15 protein-coding genes are annotated in these 17,893 nt (G+C 40.8%); 11 read left to right on the forward strand and 4 right to left on the reverse strand.

What is annotated here, in order from left to right; all coding sequences use genetic code 11:
* Positions 1-63 precede the first annotated feature (63 nt).
* Both KV201_RS18785 and KV201_RS22665 read left to right on the forward strand, forming a co-directional pair.
* Positions 64-990: an Abi family protein gene (locus KV201_RS18785; RefSeq protein WP_226060194.1), complete on the forward strand. Its 927-nt coding sequence runs from the start codon at positions 64-66 to the stop codon at positions 988-990.
* Positions 991-1,173: 183 nt separating this feature from the next.
* Positions 1,174-1,320, forward strand: coding sequence for a transposase (locus tag KV201_RS22665; protein WP_226060198.1), 147 nt, complete (start codon positions 1,174-1,176; stop codon positions 1,318-1,320).
* Positions 1,321-1,943: 623 nt separating this feature from the next.
* On the opposite strand, the gene KV201_RS18795 is transcribed toward KV201_RS22665, so the two are convergent.
* From KV201_RS18795 to KV201_RS18805, 3 genes are all read right to left on the reverse strand, one after another.
* On the reverse strand, positions 1,944-3,017 hold the full coding sequence (locus KV201_RS18795; protein WP_037426883.1) for a hypothetical protein: 1,074 nt from the start codon (positions 3,015-3,017) through the stop codon (positions 1,944-1,946).
* Positions 3,007-4,224, reverse strand: a complete 1,218-nt coding sequence (locus KV201_RS18800) for an AAA family ATPase (protein ID WP_011711563.1) — start codon at positions 4,222-4,224, stop codon at positions 3,007-3,009. The genes KV201_RS18795 and KV201_RS18800 overlap by 11 nt, the downstream gene beginning before the upstream one ends.
* Before the next feature lie 1,274 nt (positions 4,225-5,498).
* Positions 5,499-6,662, reverse strand: coding sequence for a replication initiation protein (locus KV201_RS18805; RefSeq protein ID WP_140906695.1), 1,164 nt, complete (start codon positions 6,660-6,662; stop codon positions 5,499-5,501).
* A gap of 650 nt (positions 6,663-7,312) precedes the next feature.
* On the opposite strand from KV201_RS18805, the gene KV201_RS18810 reads away from it, so the two are divergent.
* The 6 genes from KV201_RS18810 (at position 7,313) to KV201_RS18835 (ending at position 11,602) form a co-directional block, all read left to right on the forward strand.
* On the forward strand, positions 7,313-7,888 hold the full coding sequence (locus KV201_RS18810) for a hypothetical protein (protein ID WP_011711565.1): 576 nt from the start codon (positions 7,313-7,315) through the stop codon (positions 7,886-7,888).
* Positions 7,889-7,960: 72 nt separating this feature from the next.
* Positions 7,961-8,488: a single-stranded DNA-binding protein gene (locus KV201_RS18815; protein ID WP_011711566.1), complete on the forward strand. Its 528-nt coding sequence runs from the start codon at positions 7,961-7,963 to the stop codon at positions 8,486-8,488.
* Between the two features lie 128 nt (positions 8,489-8,616).
* Positions 8,617-10,224 (forward strand): hypothetical protein, encoded by a 1,608-nt coding sequence (locus KV201_RS18820; protein WP_011711567.1) that lies wholly within the window; start codon positions 8,617-8,619, stop codon positions 10,222-10,224.
* Between the two features lie 203 nt (positions 10,225-10,427).
* Positions 10,428-10,715: a hypothetical protein gene (locus KV201_RS18825; RefSeq protein WP_226060195.1), complete on the forward strand. Its 288-nt coding sequence runs from the start codon at positions 10,428-10,430 to the stop codon at positions 10,713-10,715.
* Positions 10,716-10,867: 152 nt separating this feature from the next.
* Positions 10,868-11,272, forward strand: a complete 405-nt coding sequence (locus KV201_RS18830; protein ID WP_226060196.1) for a hypothetical protein — start codon at positions 10,868-10,870, stop codon at positions 11,270-11,272.
* 78 nt (positions 11,273-11,350) lie between these two features.
* On the forward strand, positions 11,351-11,602 hold the full coding sequence (locus KV201_RS18835) for a hypothetical protein (RefSeq protein WP_011711570.1): 252 nt from the start codon (positions 11,351-11,353) through the stop codon (positions 11,600-11,602).
* Between the two features lie 839 nt (positions 11,603-12,441).
* On the opposite strand, the gene KV201_RS18840 is transcribed toward KV201_RS18835, so the two are convergent.
* A complete protein-coding gene (locus KV201_RS18840; protein ID WP_011711574.1) occupies positions 12,442-12,753 on the reverse strand; it encodes a DNA-binding transcriptional regulator in 312 nt (103 codons plus the stop codon).
* A 736-nt stretch (positions 12,754-13,489) separates the two neighbouring features.
* Between KV201_RS18840 and KV201_RS18845 the strand changes: the two genes are divergently transcribed.
* From KV201_RS18845 to KV201_RS18855, 3 genes are all read left to right on the forward strand, one after another.
* Positions 13,490-15,781 carry an AAA family ATPase gene (locus KV201_RS18845; protein WP_086904409.1) on the forward strand — a complete coding sequence of 764 codons (2,292 nt, stop codon included), beginning with the start codon at positions 13,490-13,492 and terminating at the stop codon, positions 15,779-15,781.
* Between the two features lie 355 nt (positions 15,782-16,136).
* The gene (locus KV201_RS22620; protein WP_226060197.1) at positions 16,137-16,583 is read left to right on the forward strand and encodes a toll/interleukin-1 receptor domain-containing protein; all 447 of its coding nucleotides are present in this window, start codon (positions 16,137-16,139) and stop codon (positions 16,581-16,583) included.
* Positions 16,584-16,649: 66 nt separating this feature from the next.
* Entirely contained in the window at positions 16,650-17,636 is a 987-nt protein-coding gene (locus KV201_RS18855; RefSeq protein ID WP_086904407.1) for a hypothetical protein, read from the forward strand.
* The last annotated feature ends 257 nt before the right edge of the window (positions 17,637-17,893 follow it).

Here is a 17,893-nt window from a genome sequence, read left to right on the forward strand (position 1 = left end):
CTGACAAAAATTATATTTAATACTGACGCCGACGTCAACAACGAAGTTCGAGAGCAACGATAAATGCCACATACAATTAGCTATAAGGAAATTATAGAAGATTTTATTACAGAAGAACGTCTAAGAAGTTATAAGGTCACGTTTAAAACTCAAAGCGATATTGAATTGCTCGGGGCTTACTTATGGAACACCCACGTTTGTTCTGCTATATACCCTTTGCTTAGTGCCACAGAAGTGGCGCTACGCAACGCAATTGACTCTGCACTAACTTCTTCGGATTTAGGTTACTTTTGGTGGAAGAAGAACAAACTCCATTTTAAAAGTTTCGACCCAGAACAGCCTGATAAGAATCCTCCATTTGAAGTCGAAGCTATCAGAAAAAACTTCTCTAAGGCTACAAAGCAAGTTCAACAAGACAAAAAGAAACGTTATAACATTGCCAATCCAACTCCGATGCATCAAGAGATAATAGCAAAAACTGAATTTTCCACATGGGAGTACATTCTTAGTAAAGAGTTCATGGGGCCAGGTTTGATTTGGCCAACTCACCTGGGGACCGTTTTCAAAGGAGAATGGAACACAACTAAGACCAAAGAGCTGCTAATCAATACAAAAGATCTAGTCAAAACCGTAAGAGAATTCCGAAACAGGGTTTCCCATCACGAACCCGTGTGGAAAAAATATGGTGTAGAGACTGAAATTGATGCTATCGAACATTTGCGCGATAAAATAAGCAAAATTTTGCAACTTTTGGAATTAGTATCCCCGGAAAAAAAGCGTCTTCTGGAAAAGAACAAAATTATCGAGAGAGCTTACCGTGCATGTACATTGGGTGAATTGAGACGATTCCAACACAATATTGCTACACACAATGTAAAGTCTATTTCTAAACTTTGCCGATTAGTGCAAAGCGCAAATGATGCTAACTCAGTCGAGAAGATTCAAGTCTATGAAATGGGAAAAATTAGTTTTTTGATTCACCCAAACTAGGGTGTCAAAGCAATTCACCCCAAAATCCGCAAACGTCGAAAGAACGAATTACACAAATAAAATCGGAAGCTAGTCGATAGCAATGCGGTCATCTTCGTTGGTAACGTCAATTCCCTTTCGATGTTCAAAACCAAGCTGGCCAAATCAGCGTTGGATGCAGGCAGGTGGATGTTGAAAACAATGATGGAATACAAATGCGCTCACGCAGGTGTTGTTTTTGAAGAGGTCAACGAAAGTTACACAACCCAAACTTGTTCGTGCTGTAGGGAAATCCCCGCAAGTAGTCCGAAACAGCCAAGAACATGCTTACTGTCGGGTATAATCGTCTAGCGGTAGGAATGCCCGCCCTAAAAGGCGGAGAGGATACCAACAATAACACACCATAATTTACGGAATTGAATAACAAACTCTCATCTCAATAATCCACATAGGGTACATCACCCATTACAGCGCAATCATTTGAAGTAAGTTCCTGTAAAGTATGTAAGCGCTAGACAGTATTAATCTGTGCTTGATTCGGTGGAATCACGGGCTTAATAATCGAAAATTTTCTTTATCTTCAACATTTTACCATTAAAAATGCTTGGTGCAGATATTTTCGTTCCATCTAAAAGCAGCACCAAGCTATAACCTCGTTAAATTATTGTTTTTATGCTAAAAAACTCAGAATTTAACGCTTGATTCCACCGAATCACTCCATAAAAAAACCAGCATCTCTGCTGGCTTTACTTTCTTAATTGGCTGTTTGTCTCATTTTCGCGCTACAACGATTTAGTTCTTCCAGTTCATAGAACTTCATTGCAGGAAGTCTGAATGGTAGTTTATTGGTAATCGCGTTGTTTAAGGCCGTGGCTAGTGTTAACATCACTTCTGCTGACATAAATACTCCGAATAAGTATGTTTGTTAGTGCATGACAGGTCAGGCTTGGCGGTCGGCCTGTCAGTTTCTTTTACTACTGGTTTTTTGCTTCTACTAAATCAATTAAGAATTGTTTTAGCTTCTCAATCTCTTGCTCCGACAATCTTGTTACTTCGACCTTGGTCTTTCGATTTTGGGTCGATAATTTAGCCCAACGATTGCGGTCGTCACCCTCGGCAATTTTATCATTTGCCAGCTTTTTGGGTTTTGATTGTTTATCAAAGTCTTCGAACACCTTCAGTATCTGACTGTTTTTCTGGCCATCGACATCAAATAGTCCCGCTACCGATGTTTCGCCTTCATTTGCATCGATGCAAATTTTTTCAATTTTCTCAAGTAACTGCTCGCTCAATAAAGCTGAAAGTTGATGCTTTTGAGTAATGTCATAAAGAGCCATAATTTGTGTTGAACTTAAAGCAGAAGGACAGGGGAACAACTCAATAATTTCATCTGGAATTTCTGCGGCTTTAAGTGCTCTCGTTACATACGAATAAGATACGTCGAATTGAGCAGCTAGCTCTCTCAGAGATAACTTAACTGTTTTGTTGTTGGCAATCTCGAGCTCGTTTTTCGCGAGTGCCTTTTTCATCTGAAAACCCGCATCTCGATAACTATACTTTTCAGAGGTTTGGACGTATTTAACGATTTCGTGAACTTCTTCTTCTGTTAGTACAAAATCGGTATACAGCACATTTAATCCAGCATTCTCTAAGATTGCTGCCATACGTCGGCGCTGACCATCAAACAAGTGATAACCAGTTGAATCCCGTGTTGCCAACGCATCAGAAAATTGCACCTTTGCAATAGTTTTACGGATCCGCAGTAATGAATTTGGTTTTACATCACCGGCTGGACGCGGGTTAAATGGGTGTACGAAAGACTTTGTTTTGAGTTCTTCCGCCGTTAAGTGCTTACGAGTGAATGTAAGAGTACGCCCACTGGACAATTTAATTTTAATTGAAGTAGCAGAGTCGTTCAGTACATCAGTATTAGCAACAAATGCAGACTCAGTAGTTTCTGGATGTAATTGACTATTTAAACCAGCAGAGTCAACTAAGGCTCTGCCAAATGGAACGCGCTTACGCGCTTCTTTAGCATTAGATACCATATTCTGAACCTCTAATTCTTGAAATGTGTTGGAATAGCGCCAAAGTAAATTGGTCTAGCGACTCTCTTGCTTTTTTAAGAGCTTTTGAGTCCCCTGTGTAGCTTCCAGGATGTACTGACACAACGGTATCAAATGTTTCTGCACAGCGCTTAAAGGCAGATAATTCAGGAATACTAGCCATCATCATGTCTTCAGCAAATACAGCGTTGGCAATCATTGAGCTATTAATATCTTGCTCGCTCTGCGAATACTTAGACATAAAAGCCAAATGGCCTTTCAAATTCGTTGTTGCGCCTTCTGCTTCTAAATGATCCAGCATTTCTGGAATACGAGTCACGTATTGCAATGTTGAATGTAAATCAACGGTTGAGGGCGGAAGTGGAGTCACTAAAACGTCAGCTGCACACAATGCACTTTTTAAAAGTGAGTCTAAGTGTGGGCCGCAGTCGATAAAGATAAAGTCGTAATCGTTGATTAGCTTTTCACAGACGTTGCGAGATAACGCCTCAAACGGATTAATTTCCGAACCAAAACGCTGAGCGCATAGAGCTTCCCATTGAGATGCTATAAAAGCATCTGCAATGCTTGACGGTATGATGTCAACACCAGGCACTTGAGTAGGTATGACAAACTCGTCTAACAGCTCTTCACGAGTTAAGTCTTGAAATACGGCTTGAACGACAGTGTTATCAATTGTACCAATGGAGTTTTTATGGCTCATGAACATACTGGCTGAGCTTTGAGGATCAATGTCCAGTACTAACACTTTTAAATCATGCTGAAGCATTTCAGAATGGCAACGTAACGCTTGGGCAATATTTACGGTTGATACAGTCTTACTTACACCGCCTTTGAGGTTACAAAGGAATACTACATAGCCGCGTTCAAATTTCTCACGCAATGCTTTATGTCCACGATGCTTGTAAATATCGACTACTTGCTCAACCGTTAGATCATAAACTTCAACGCTACCGTTTAGCTTCTTATCGAACTGGTAACCAGTAGCTTCCATCTCATTAATCGATTTTTCTACGATCTTACGAGTGAGGCCTCTCAGGTTAGCTAATGCGCCTTTTGAGTAACGCTGGTGAAATGTATCTAAACCAAATTCGATTTTGTGCTGTGTAATAGAGTCAGACATGGTGTTAAGCATTTTTCGTGCCCTGTCAGCAGTCGTTCTCATACGAGCTTTGAAGTGTTCATTCATAGCAATTTAACTCCATTTATCAATTGCGTATAAGATTACAGCTAAAAGGTGTGGATTTCAATATTTGGTACATTAAAATCCGCACCTATTTAATGGTGTGCTAATTTCCTCACCTGGATGTTAGTGTCTGATGATATTAGATATACACTCAGCTTCATATCATGAAAGGGCAATGATGCTTTATAGGTGAAGACTGTAGGTTGTAGGTTTACTTGTTTGCTATGGAGCATTCGGGAAGTTGAACTAGAATCGAATAGAATCCTGTTTCTTCTTTTGATCTTAAAAGGATCAAAAACAAGATCTATCTGCTTGGGAATATAAAAAGATATGATCTTTTTATTAAGATCTATTAAAGATATAAAGATCTATAGGGTAGGGTTTTTTATTTTGAATCAATATGTTATGCGTGTTTTTCAAATAGTTTTTTCGCTTTACACCTAGATCTTACTCGTCAGGTTCCCAGATCTCACTCGCTTTATGCCAAGATCTAACTCGTGACAGATCAAAAGTTTACTCGTTTAATACACTGATTTTACTCGTGTTACCCATAAGTATTACTCGTGTAGTTATCCACAGTAAAGAGTTTTGGTTGTTTATTGCCCTAAACACAGAGTAGATGCGCCTGTATTGATTGAATTTTATACTTTCTCATGTGTTTTATTCGTGTGACCCCTAGAGTTTATTCGTGTGAAAGACTGTACTTTACTCGTATTTATGAAAAATCAGTTCGTTGTCGCATCCAATTTTAAAATAACCCAAAAATAGACCAATAGTTTACTCGTTCATATGTCGGTAGTTCACTCGCTACTATATCAATAGTTTACTCGTCTATATGTCCGTAGTTCATTCGCTTCGATACCAATAGTTTACTCGTCTATATGTCTGTAGTTCACTCGCTTCTATATCAATAGTTTACTCGTTCAAGTATCTGTAGTTCACTCGCTTCTATATCAATAGTTTACTCGTTCAAGTATCTGTAGTTCACTCGCTTCTATATCAATAGTTTACTCGTCTATATGTCTGTAGTTCACTCGCCTCTATATCAATAGTTTACTCGTTCACATGTCGATAGTTTACTCGCATCTATAACCATTAGTTTACTCGTTCCTTTATCTGTAGTTCATTCGCTCCTAAACCTGTAGTTTACTCGTACCCATGTCTATATTTTATTCGTGACCAACTCAATATTTTTTTCGTGCACTAACCCAATAGTTTACTCGTATTTGAGTAAACTATTGAGAAAGACCAAAGGTTTGATATGGAGGGGAGGGGGATCAGGTATTGACGTTTAACAAGAAATCTAACTTATCGAGTGCAGAACTCTTCAGTTTTGGTCGTTCAGTTTGTTCAGATTCGTTTTCTGCTTTCTCAATCGATATTTTTCGGTAGTGTTTGTAAATGTCGTAAAATAATTCTCTACAGCGCGGTCTGTATTTCTCATAGTGTGATGAGAGAACGTAGTAAGCTACGGCCAGCTGCTCAGTCTCTTCTTGAGTAAGCGTTTCTTTTTTCATACGCAGACGATTCTCTGCATTCATTGCGACTTCCGCTGCTGCTTCAAGATCCATTGGATGCAATTTGATGAATTGATCTATCCAAAGGTACTCGAACTCAATGCTGGTAATTTTGTTGCCTGTTTTGTTTTCAATGATGCCATGACGTTTTTTACCAGAAGGATCTGTGTTGAAAAACATTACCTCGTCACTACAAGCCTCCTCTATTTCTTCAATCGACTTTACCAGCGCCTGATTGACGAATACCGATGTGTCCTTCATGGTTTTCTTGCCTGGCAGATAGTTATCTTTGTCGTCAACTAACCCGAAAATACCTTTGAGAGTCATAACGTCTGTCTTATACAACTGCTTCTCAGGGGTTTTGAACCTCGATAATAGGTCATACATTGGTTTAGAGTATTTTCCCCTCAGTCGTAGGAATCTAGCCACGTTAACGGAAGCGTATCCTTTTGACGCGTCGTGAAAAAAGTCTCTCAAGTCATAATTTGGTACCATTGTTAACTTTCCACGTGCATATTTCACTGTCGGGAAAAGGACGGATGATTCAAATTCATGAGTCGTCGGATGCTCTGCTAAAACCGTTCGTTTCTGAAGCCTAAGAGCGACAGGTTTAATTGTTGCCGCAAGGCTTTTGGATTCAACTTGAAGCCAATCAGCCAACCTAGAGGCGGGGATAGAAATTTCGAGCTGGGTTTCTTCTTTCCACTCTGTCTTTTGCATCTGGATCAGAAATAGGGCAAGTAGATTTTGCTCATGGGTCGTCATCGATATACGACTGTAGATTAAGTTGTGGTTTTTCTTATACGTCTGCGGTAATTGCGCTTCTGGATGTACATCGAATTTGTCAGTTTTGACTTTCTTCGATGTTGTAGTTACCCCATCTGAACCCTGTAGTACCTGTTTGTTGTTTGCTTTATCTGTCATGGCATCCTCCCTATGCATCAATATAGCGTTCGCCATTTTCTCATTCCATATTTTTTTCGTATTCCCTCCATATTTTTTTCGTGTTGACCCAACTATTAAATTTCAATCCCTATCTTTTCTTCGTGTATCTCCATATTTTTTTCGTGTTCACACAATATTTTACTCGTCATATACCTATATTTTATTCGTGTAATCCAAATAGTTTACTCGTCTTAAATTGTGATCAAAATTAACTCTGTAAATGTAAGTTATTGTTATATAAGAGTTAAGTGTGGGCGGTGAACAACGGGATCTTGCAAGTAAAAATCTGTATTTTTTTTGCACAAATATGTTAAATTTTTGAATCAGATTATTTAAAGGCAAAATGAAGTCTAAAAAAATCGTTAGGTATTGTTTTAAAAGGGTTTTTAATGGTTTACATAGATTTCGATATAAATATTTGTGTATCAGCATTGATTTTGACAACCCAACTGTGAATGACACTCTAAAGATGACGAGAAAAATCTATGAGTAGACGAGTAAAATCTCGGGCTCACACGGTTTATTTATTGGAATTTTGAAGTAAATCGTGGCAGGGAGGGGAGCGCAAATTTGCGTGAATTGATTCAGAGGCCAATATCGGGCCATCTTTCCCCGATTGCGAGGCATTCATGAAAGTATCCAGTTCTAGCCAGTTAACCGATTTACTGTCTTCCGTTTGGCCCAATAACGAAGTTAACGCCTTACAAGGTCTGCTTTCATTGTTTGACACGTTAATTAATCACGGCGCCAGAGTATGCGAGCAGCCAACGCCGGATATTACTCCCGCTCAAAAGACGTTGTTTGTTCAGGCTGTCTATTCAGAGTTATCGAGCGGTAATCTCGACCCCATTGGAAAAGCAATTAGTTTTTATGGTGCCGATGCAGGGTTTACTCACGACAATCAGGATTTCCGCTTGTGTATCCATGCCGGTGATCGTCAGCCATTAACTGTGAAATCGTATTCATCATTGCAGTCCGGTTCGGGGCTGGATGTACAGGGTTATCTGTTACAGCTGGCTAACGGTTGTCAAAGCAACATCGTAAACGACCCATTTCATTCTCTCTGGATACGACTAGAAGATCCGAGTCGTAGCAAGCTAATTGCCGCATACGTGCAGATTACTCTGCTAATGAAAGCGATTTCTAAGCGAGTAGGTAGGGCGGTATCACCGTTTTGTGTGGAACTGGTGGCAATAAATATTTAAATATACAAAATTTGTGTGATTATGAGTTTGTGTTTTAATGTGCTCGTTAATTACTTCTTTGGAGAGAGCAAAATGGGTTCAGTTAATAAAGTTATCATTGTTGGCAATATCGGTCAGGAAATTGATTTTAAGACACTTCCTAGCGGTACAAGCGTAGCAAATTTCAGTGTGGCCACGAGTGACACTTGGAAAGACCAACAGGGTGTTCAGCAAGAGGTGACCGATTGGCACAAGATTGTTGTTTGGGGCAAGCTGGCTGAGATTATCAATCAATACGGTGGAAAAGGCCGTCAGGTCTACATCGAAGGCAAGCAAAAGACTCGCAAATATAAAGATGCCAATGGCCAAGAACGCTACACAACAGAAGTTGTCGTGGACTTTGATGGTCAAGTACAGCTTTTAGGTGGTTCACCAAAGGATAATGCAGGCCAAAGCTCTGGTTATCAGCAAAACGCACCACAGCAGCAAGGTTACCAGCAAAACGCACCGCTGCTGCATGGATACCAGCAAAATGCACCGCAGCAAGGCGGTTATCAGGCGCAACCACAGGGCGGTCACCAACAAAATACTCAGCAACAGGCTTATAACTACCACCGTTAACCTTTAGGGTTTGTTGAACTAGCCGCCTTCGGGCGGCTTTTGTTCTGTCCACAGGGGCTCATAAAGCCTGCGGCGCCGTGCCTTTAACTGGCCGATCCCAATAAGTCGGAGCCAAAAGGTTTTCGAATATGGGTTTAATGGCTTCGGGAGAAAGGAAAGCGAATTTATGCTTGCTTGAAAGAAATCGATGTTATCCGCAAACATTAATCTTAAATTATTCTATAGTGCTATATAAGGATGTTTCTCTGAAATACAAGATGTTATCATTGGCCATCACAGTCTCTCTTGCTGGCCCAATCCACGCAAGTGAGTTACCGATGTTGTTGGACAGACCCGCTGACTCTATTCCATTGGATAGGTCTATAGAGACAAAGCTCAAGCAAGCAGGGGGTTCTCCTTCGATTATTGCAAAGGCGGTAGCGTTGTCAGCGGCTAACATCAATATAAACGCTGATGCTGAGAACGCAGAGATTAACTGCAAGCCATATCCTCGTGGTAAATACTCTCAAACACTGGTTCAGGATTGCACCACTGTACCTGTTGATCTCTCCAAGACCGTAGCAGATGTGATTTTCTTTTATCACCCTCGTTGGATGGAGCAAATGCCATCGAAGGGGCAGGCATTTAAAGCAATCAGAGAAGAAATAGCTACAACAAATAGGGTGTTAGCTCAAAATACTCCTGCACAGCTCAAACTGGTAGCATTTGAAGAGCCGACGTTTGCTGGCTATCGAGATTTCGAAGTGGCTTTATATGGCGGGGAAGAAAAATACCAAGAATTACTCGCTGTGGGTTTGGATGAAGTGCCAAACAGCTTCGATGCCTATAACAATCGTTCATCTAGCTACACCTACCAAGGTGAAAAGTGGACTAAGTATTATTATGGCGCTGAAGGGATGTTAAATCTGTCGTGGAACTATTTACCATTTTATTTAAGTGGGCGAATGGGTATTGAGACTCTGCCAGAAGATACCAAGATGCTGTTAGATTACAGCCCAGACATTGAAATTTATGGTCGTTTAGCCGAGCCTGAATACAGTGATTTCGAAAAAACACTCTGTGGCTCAGCTGGATTTAACGCTGCACAGCTTACGTCCCATGGTGTAAATACCTGCCCGAACACCGTTGTGCATGAAATAGGGCATGTGTACTTGGCCGATCATGACCTAGCGCACCGCAATACCGATAATATCGCTAAATTTAAACGTGCTACTGATTCCCCTTGTGATGGCGGTTATACGGTAATGACTTGGCAATCATCTCCGGACACCAAACTGTATTATTCATCCCCTGAAGTGATTGTAAATGGTAGTGTTTGTGGCGATGAAAGCCTGAGTTTTGTTGTGTCTCGTAACGGCGATTTATCAAAGTCAGCGTCGGTGAAAGTGTTCATTGATAACGCGGTAACACTGCTGGATTCAGATTTTATTGATGTGAAGTTTGCCGCCGGTGAAAGCACTAAATCTGTTGTAGTAAGCATCATAGACAATGCCTCAACCGCTGAAAACAGTAGTTTAGTGGCGGAACTTGTTACCCCAAGACTATTGAAGGTGACGGGCAGTACGATGGCGATCACTATCAACAATGACGATGTACTACCTGTGGTGACTCCGCCGACTACCTCGACTACTCCAACCACCCCAACAACACCAGAGCCGGAATCATCTAGTGGTGGCGGGTCATTAGGGTATATCAGTCTCGTTTTCCTCGCCTTAGCTAGACGATTACGAAAATAACCCAGCGCTTCAAAGACAGCTCCCATTGGAGCGGTTTTTTTGTGCGTAATTTACAGTCATATTTGATGACCAGAAATATTTAAGTGATAGGTTAACAGAGTAAGCAGTATCGAGCCTGGGAACCCCAAATTTTTGCGTGAATTTCCCGATATGAGTTAATGAGCATGAGTCAAATGGCTCAATAATTCTGAGAGGGAAGGGTAGTGGATATACTGAATATTGCTGACATCAATGTGGCTGAATACGTTGAATACGATACGCCAGATCAAACGCCTGTCTGGGCATGGATTGAAGACAACGCGACGTATACGCATCGCAAGAACCATGACGCGGATAACTGCGGCATTTGGGAGTTTGTTGTGAATACCTGCTGCATTACCGATGAAGATTGTGATGTATCAATCGAAGATGTGCCGCAAGAAATCAGGGGGGCGGTCCGAGAGGCCATTGATAATGGCGCAGCCTATATTCTGTTTCATCGAGGCACCTAAGCAGCTGCCTAAGATGTAATTTAGCCCCCTGATAGATTTGGTTCTATCGGGGGATATTGTGTTAAATTGCTGATGAAACAGAGGAAAGCAAATGTTGTATTAAGCATATCCAAGCGTTATTCACAAAATCTGTGGATAAAAGGAAGCCTATAATGAAAGTGAGATTGTTGTGTGCAGTAGCTCTTGCGAGTTCACTCAGTGCCTATGCCGCAGACGGTGGAATAGATCTGAAAAAATCTTTTACCCAATTGGATTGCTCTGAGACTAAACCCGTTGGTAAACAGCTCGGCTATCAGTCTGATTTTGATGATGGCAGTCGCTCAAGATTGTTCTATCCCTTCGTGAAGGCTTTTGGTGGTGTTCATCGTGAGTTTAGTTTGCTGAGCGGGTACAACGATGACCGCTCTCAAACTGCCGATTACTTTTATACACAGATAGGGACATCACGCGTCAGGTATTTTGAAACTACGGCCAATTTTAATTCTGAGTACGGGACTAACAAAGTACCGCTATACTGCTTCGAGATAGAACGCGCTTATATTTTCCCAAAAGTCTAATCCTCCAGATCTGAAATTTGCCAGAAATTCAATCATTGGTAGCCTATTCACAGTAACTAACCCAATGAGGAAAAATAGATGGAAACTCAATCAGTAGACCCAAGAGAAGCGTTTGTTAAAGAAATCACTGGTGAGTCAGATGTTGCTAACTGCTCTTCTTCAGACTACGAAAGGATAGAGGATGCGTTTATTGATGGCGCAAGCGAAATGGGGAAATACCTTGAACAATGTGAAGCACTTCGAGCGGCAGGCTTTACTGAGCTGGCTGACAGCCTAGTCACGTTAGACAATCATCGCCAAGCCTTCGATTGGGCGCGTGAAAACCTCTAATGCCTTTGAGCATCCCTTCTAATTAATACCCGCTTAGTGCGGTTTTTTTATTGCCATTAAGCATGATAAAAGGCGCTTAATCGCGCCCTTATTCTGAATAATCCAGCAGTGTAATAGCGGCTTATTCTTCTTGTAGACAATGCTCACAAGCATTACAGCTAAAACAGTATCGGCAACCGCATCCTGCGCCACCTTCGCTCACTCCGCAATCACAGCAATTGAAGAGAGAACTACAGTCCCACTTGCCGGATTGATTAAGGCATTGAGTGCTGTCACCTTCGCTCTTTGTTACTGGCCCTAGGATATTCATCGTCATCTTGTACGCTCCTGCTTTGAGTTTCTAGCAGCTTCTCTCACAGATTCCAAACGACACAAATTTCTAGGGAATCTCTCAAACGGGGATTGATGTTGTTCTGATGGCTCAAGTACGACAGCTCCGGGACGCGCTTTACCCCAGGCTGACAACTCTGTTAGGCGATTACATGGGAATTGTGATTTTGGCCAATGCCCGGATAGACATGAAGCGATGTTGAGATGTGTGTTAAGCACTGACATTGATACGAGTATTTTAGTCCGGGACATCTCCTGCTCCGGGACATGATTTCCCTAGGCTGACAACTCAGTAAGGCGTTAACGTGTTTTGAGTGGGGACGCGGCGATTAGTTTAAGTAGGGGAGGGCTAAATTCAATCTTTGATTCGGTGGAATCACGCTAAAAATATTAAAGTTAACCCTTTACATTCAGGTTGTTAGGTGTGATTTAGCTTGGTGCAAATTTGTAGGAATTTGAATGGAAGATCTAAAACGGAACCTATCGGTTCCGTCTGCGGCTTGTATCTCTTAAGAAAGCACGCACTCAATGCCTTTCTTATCAATCATATTAAGCAATCTTAGCGCGGCACCCTGTGGCTTAGACTTTCCCTGTTCCCACTTTTGAACGCTCTCGTTGCTCATATTCAGAATCGTAGCTAGGACACCTTGGCTAATGTGCTCACGCTCTCTTAGATTCTTTATTCGCTCTGCTGTCATTTCATCTAGCTTTGCGCTGAGTGCGAGCGCATCGATTTTTCGCATGGTTAGCTGATCCATCGTGCCATTTTTAGCTAAACGCTGAGCCAGTTTGTGCATTCTATCTAAGCGTACATCAGTCATTTAGAACCTCTCTTAACTCACCACTTTTGATGATATAAGTAAGACCATCATCACTTCCCTCCTAATAACTAAGGTAAAGAATACTATAGTTTTTGTTGTTCAATAAATGGCAGAGTCGAATAAAATGGAGGCAATCCTAATGTTGGGGCTTAACACAGATGGGGTTGGCTTTATTTCGAGGATGCCCCATTCCGAGTTGCGTATGAGTGAGTAACTTCTATTTGCGACTAACTCGTTGACCAAATTTTAGTAATGATACAAAGTGTCCACTATTGCTGGATCAGATCAGCTGAACTTCAGGGAGATCTTTTGTTGATCTAGCACACAGAGATTGCTTCTTGGAGTTAGTACATTCTTTAGGTTGTCTAATGTCATCGTCACTACATATTGCGTAACAGCAATAAACGTGCAATAAAACTCAAGTATTAAGGAGTGCTGATATGGAAGAACTGGAAGCGTGTAGTGAGTGCGGTGGCACAGGTTTTCCTGAGATTACGTATGAACCCGCCTAGGATTGGATTGAACGTGGTTGCCCTCACGATGAACCATATTGCAATCATTGCGGGGGTACTGGCGTCGAACCAGACTAAGAACAATTGCATAACAAGCCGTTGTAGGCGGATTGGAACCAGCTTGGTTGTGCTCGTGCCTTGCAAATTTTAACCAAGCAGGCGCTCCAGGTAAACGGGCGTCATAAGCAAATCTAGTCCGAGGAACATTTTAGGTCAGGGATGCCATGTCAATAAAAAATATACAAAAATTGAAGCAATTCGGTATCTTCCAAAATCATACAAACAGCAATGCTAAAGATTTCGGAAAATACAATTTGTTCTATGGGTGGAATGGAAGTGGAAAATCTACGCTTTCGAGTTTGTTTCGGTGTATCGAAAATAAAACCACTTCAAGTAAATTTCCTTCTTCGGAATTCTCTGTAAGCGTAGACAGTGGCACGCCGATCACTCAAATAAATGTAGCGAATTCTGAACTAAACATATATACCTTCAATCACGATTTTATTGATGAAAACATTTCATGGAACAGCATTGTAAAAAGTATTTTGCTTGTTGATAAAGAAAAGATTGCAGAACGAGAAAAACTAGAAAAGCTAAAAAAAGAACAGGAAGTCGATAGAAAAGCATACGGCATAGAAGCTGAAGCAATAAAGAAACTTGATAGCGCGGTTTCAAAATTTGGGACCGATAGCGCACGGCACATGAAGACAAGCCTTCAGTCCATTGACACTACAGACAGTTACTACCTTAACTACGATAAGCGTAAATTTGAAAAATTCATAGAAGACCACCTTGAAGAAAGCAAGTCGGATGACTCACTTCTTGATGACCAACGAATTATTGAATTAACCAATGCAGCGAAACCTGATCAAAAGTCCCCGATCAACTTTAATCAAAAGACGCTTAATCAAGAACTTTTCACCAATGCAAAAGCACGTCTTGATGATCTTTTAAAAACCAGCGTGGTTAGTCAAACTATTCAACGGCTTGTTGAACATGCTGATATAAAGTCTTGGGTTGAAATTGGTATTGATCTCCATAAGCTTCATGATACAAACCAGTGTGAATATTGTGGAAACACCATCACGGAAGAACGGACCAAACAACTTGAAGCCCACTTCAATGACGATTACAAAGCCTTTCAAACCCGGCTTGCAAGTGCTGATGGCTGGCTTGCTGGTCAATATATTCAGCTTCCAACACTACCTGCTACAAGTGATTTTTACGACGAATTCAAAAGTGGATACAGTGAAGCCTGTACAACATTAGAAAAAGCAATCACAGCCTTAAATGAAGAAATAACAGCGTGGCACACCGTGCTGAAGGAAAAGACAGCCAATCCGCTTGAAACTGGTCTAACGGTTGAAGTTATCAGTGAATTATCCGTGAAGGCGTTTAACGATGCTATGACTGCTATTGGTGCGACTGTTGATAAGCACAATCATAAGTCAGGAAATTTCAAAGAAGAAACTGATAAGGCTAAAAAGCAACTTGAACTTCACTACGCATCTAATGAAGTGAAATCATTCGGGTATCACGATAAGAAAAAAGAAGTCGCTGATCGAACTACCGCTAATGGAACGCTAAAAACAACAATTAACACTAGAAACACAGAAATACAAATACTTGAAGATTCACTATCTAATGAAGGAGTAGGCGCTGACCAGTTTAATAAATCACTTCATAAGTTTCTTGGGCGCAGTGAACTAACCCTCCGATTCAATCCAGTTAAAAAAGGGTATGAAATACTTCGGAACGATTCGGAAAAGGTTGATGGAAATTTAAGTGAAGGTGAAAAGACTGCTATTGCTTTTGTCTATTTCATAACCAAGTTAAAAGAAAATGACAACAACATTGAAGATACTATTGTTGTTGTAGATGACCCCATTTCAAGTTTTGACTCCAATCACCTTTTTCACGCCTACTCATTTATGAAAGTTAACTGTGAAAAGGCAAAGCAACTATTCGTTTTTACCCACAACTTCACATTTTTCAAGTTGGTTCGTGATTGGATTTCACGAAAGAACAAACGTGAAAACCAGAATGTTGCAAATTTCTATGTTGTTAAGGCGAGCAATGAAGTACCACGAACGTCAACTTATACAAACGCCGAACCAGCATTAACCTTATATAATTCAGAATATCATTACATATTTTCACGTCTGTATTCGTTAAAAAATCAACAGACGCTTGAAACAGACGATCATTTTCTTGCAGCCAATTTATCCAGAAAACTACTTGAATCCTTCTTGTCTTTCAAATTCCCAAAGAGCCGGGGAAACTTCGCCAACTTGTTTAATGCGGCTGTTTCAGCAAGTCAAAACCTAGAAGACGAAGGAAAGGAAAAAATTAGAAAGTTCATCAATGAATACTCACATAACGACTTTATTGAAACCAATGAAGACTTTGTTGAAAACCTAATTGGCGAAGGCGTTTCAGTCATTTCAAATATTTTTGACTGGGTAAAGGAACTGGATGAAAAACACTATCAAGAAATGATGGAGGTCGTGTCATGATTAGAAATGTTCATAACGAGGCGCAGATGTCGGACAATTTTTCCGCAGCGCTTCAAAATTCCTCAGAGCGCGGCGTTGAACTAAATTAAAGTAAGGAGACAATATCATGGCGAGATGTACTGCACCAGTGAGAGGGCATAGTTCGGCCGCAGCCGCTGCAAATTGTCCAGCGTGTCGCTATAAAAGTCGCGGGTACGGTGGGTATAGCGGTTACAGTTCTTCATTTCCATCGTATTCCGGCACTAGTAGCTATTCTAGTAGTGGTGGCAGCAGTTCCAGAGGCTCAAAACCTCGCTGGTCTAAGTCCAGCTCTTCAGTTTCATATACTTCGTCTCAAATTCAATCATTAACGCCAGTGAGGCAGGCAGTTGAAGTCAAAGTAGCCGTCCAGCCTGATATTCGAGATGCATTTTTATGCCATGCGTGGGCTGATCGTAAAGAGTCAGCTAAGGAGTTACACGATTTACTTGAGGCTGCAGGTGTAAAAGTTTGGTTTAGTGAAAAAGATCTTGGCCTTGGAGTGCCAATGATGCGAGCCATCGACAAGGGCTTAGCAAATTCCAAAGTGGGGCTTGTTTTGGTAACCCCCGCAATGCTAGAGCGACTGCCAAAAGAAAGTGTTGCAGATAAAGAGCTATCTGCTTTACTGGCAGGTAACCGACTTGTTCCTATCGTGCACAATACGACATATGAAGCTCTTCGTAATGTAAGCCCTTTGCTTGCATCAAGATCTGGTTTAGACACCTCGGAAGATTCAATGGCTGAGATTGCTGAAAAAATCGCGGAGTTGGTAGCTATATAATTTGGCGCAGTTTAGTTCTAACAAGCGCATTTGCTTTCACCCTTTTTATCGTCACCGTAGGAAATTATGACTGAAGAAGTATTAGCATATTTAGATCACAATATACTGGATTCAATTCGTAAAGGTGATCCTTTTGATATTAGGGGGCTGCTTGATAAAAACAAAATAACTCCTATTTATTCTAAGGAAAACCTAAAAGAGATAAAGAGGTCAGTAGGATCCGAAAATGAATTTTTATCAATTCTCAAAGATTTAGGAGCGAAGTACATCGAGCCTATTTACGAAAATAATTTACCTGCTGGAAAGGCTCATATTAATGATAGTGATGTTTATTTCGTTTGGCGTTGGTTTATTGAAAATGACGAACCAATGCCTGAATACGGCTACGGATTAAGCTCAATGTTAGAAAAATTTTATGGTGGAAGACGTGATGAAACTTACGCGGAGATTTTCTCAAAGGGAGATGCCGAACTAAAGAAAATAATGGATGATGCAATAAGAGAACTGGATTCCAATGAATGTTTTACCGATGAAATGAAAAAGGTTATTAGTTCTCTACCTGAAATGTTAGTAGCACAACATCAATACATCAGTGAAAAAATGGATATACTCGAGCAATCACCTGTTAAAGCATTTGAGAATGCAACAGGTTTGGGCGCTAAGGTATTGAAAAACATCCATCCACCACAAGTTGTCCAAAAAATATTTAAAGCGGTTCAGGGCTCAATTCCAAATGTAGAATTAGACATAGATGTCTTCTTTGGTGTTAAGTGTCAGCCTTTTGAGGCTAATTCTGATAGAGTAAAAACCTTATCTGAAAAAGTTAATGGGCTTTATCATCAGTTAAATTTTTTAGGCTATTACCGAGATACTGATATGAAGAATACGAGAGGGTTTGTTCGTTCTTCTAGTGATATGACACATGCAGGAATTGCTTCGTTTTGTCACTTACTATTGTGTCGTGATGAAGGGTTAGTAAAGAAAGCAGCTGCTGCATATGAATATGCAGGAGTTAGAACTCTGATCATACACTTTCAAGCTAACAAGGCCTGAAGTCGGATTCGTAACTGTTGCTCGGTTCCCGCTTCGTTTCACATTATAGCCAACAATTAGTCACCACTTAAGGGCTGCGTTAAACCATAGAAAATTTAATCCGAAACTCAAAGAATTGAGTTAAAAATCTAACACGTTTATGTCCCACATAGAGCTAGCTGGCCTAACTAGCTCTATCTTGCCCCCTAAACGTGTCAAAGAAGCCTTTCGTCACGCTGTTGTACAGAGTTGGCTGGCTTAATTTTGTAATGCAACAC

It is taken from the genome of Shewanella sp. SR1, assembly GCF_020447145.1.
GTDB classification, from domain to species: Bacteria; Pseudomonadota; Gammaproteobacteria; order Enterobacterales; family Shewanellaceae; genus Shewanella; species Shewanella baltica.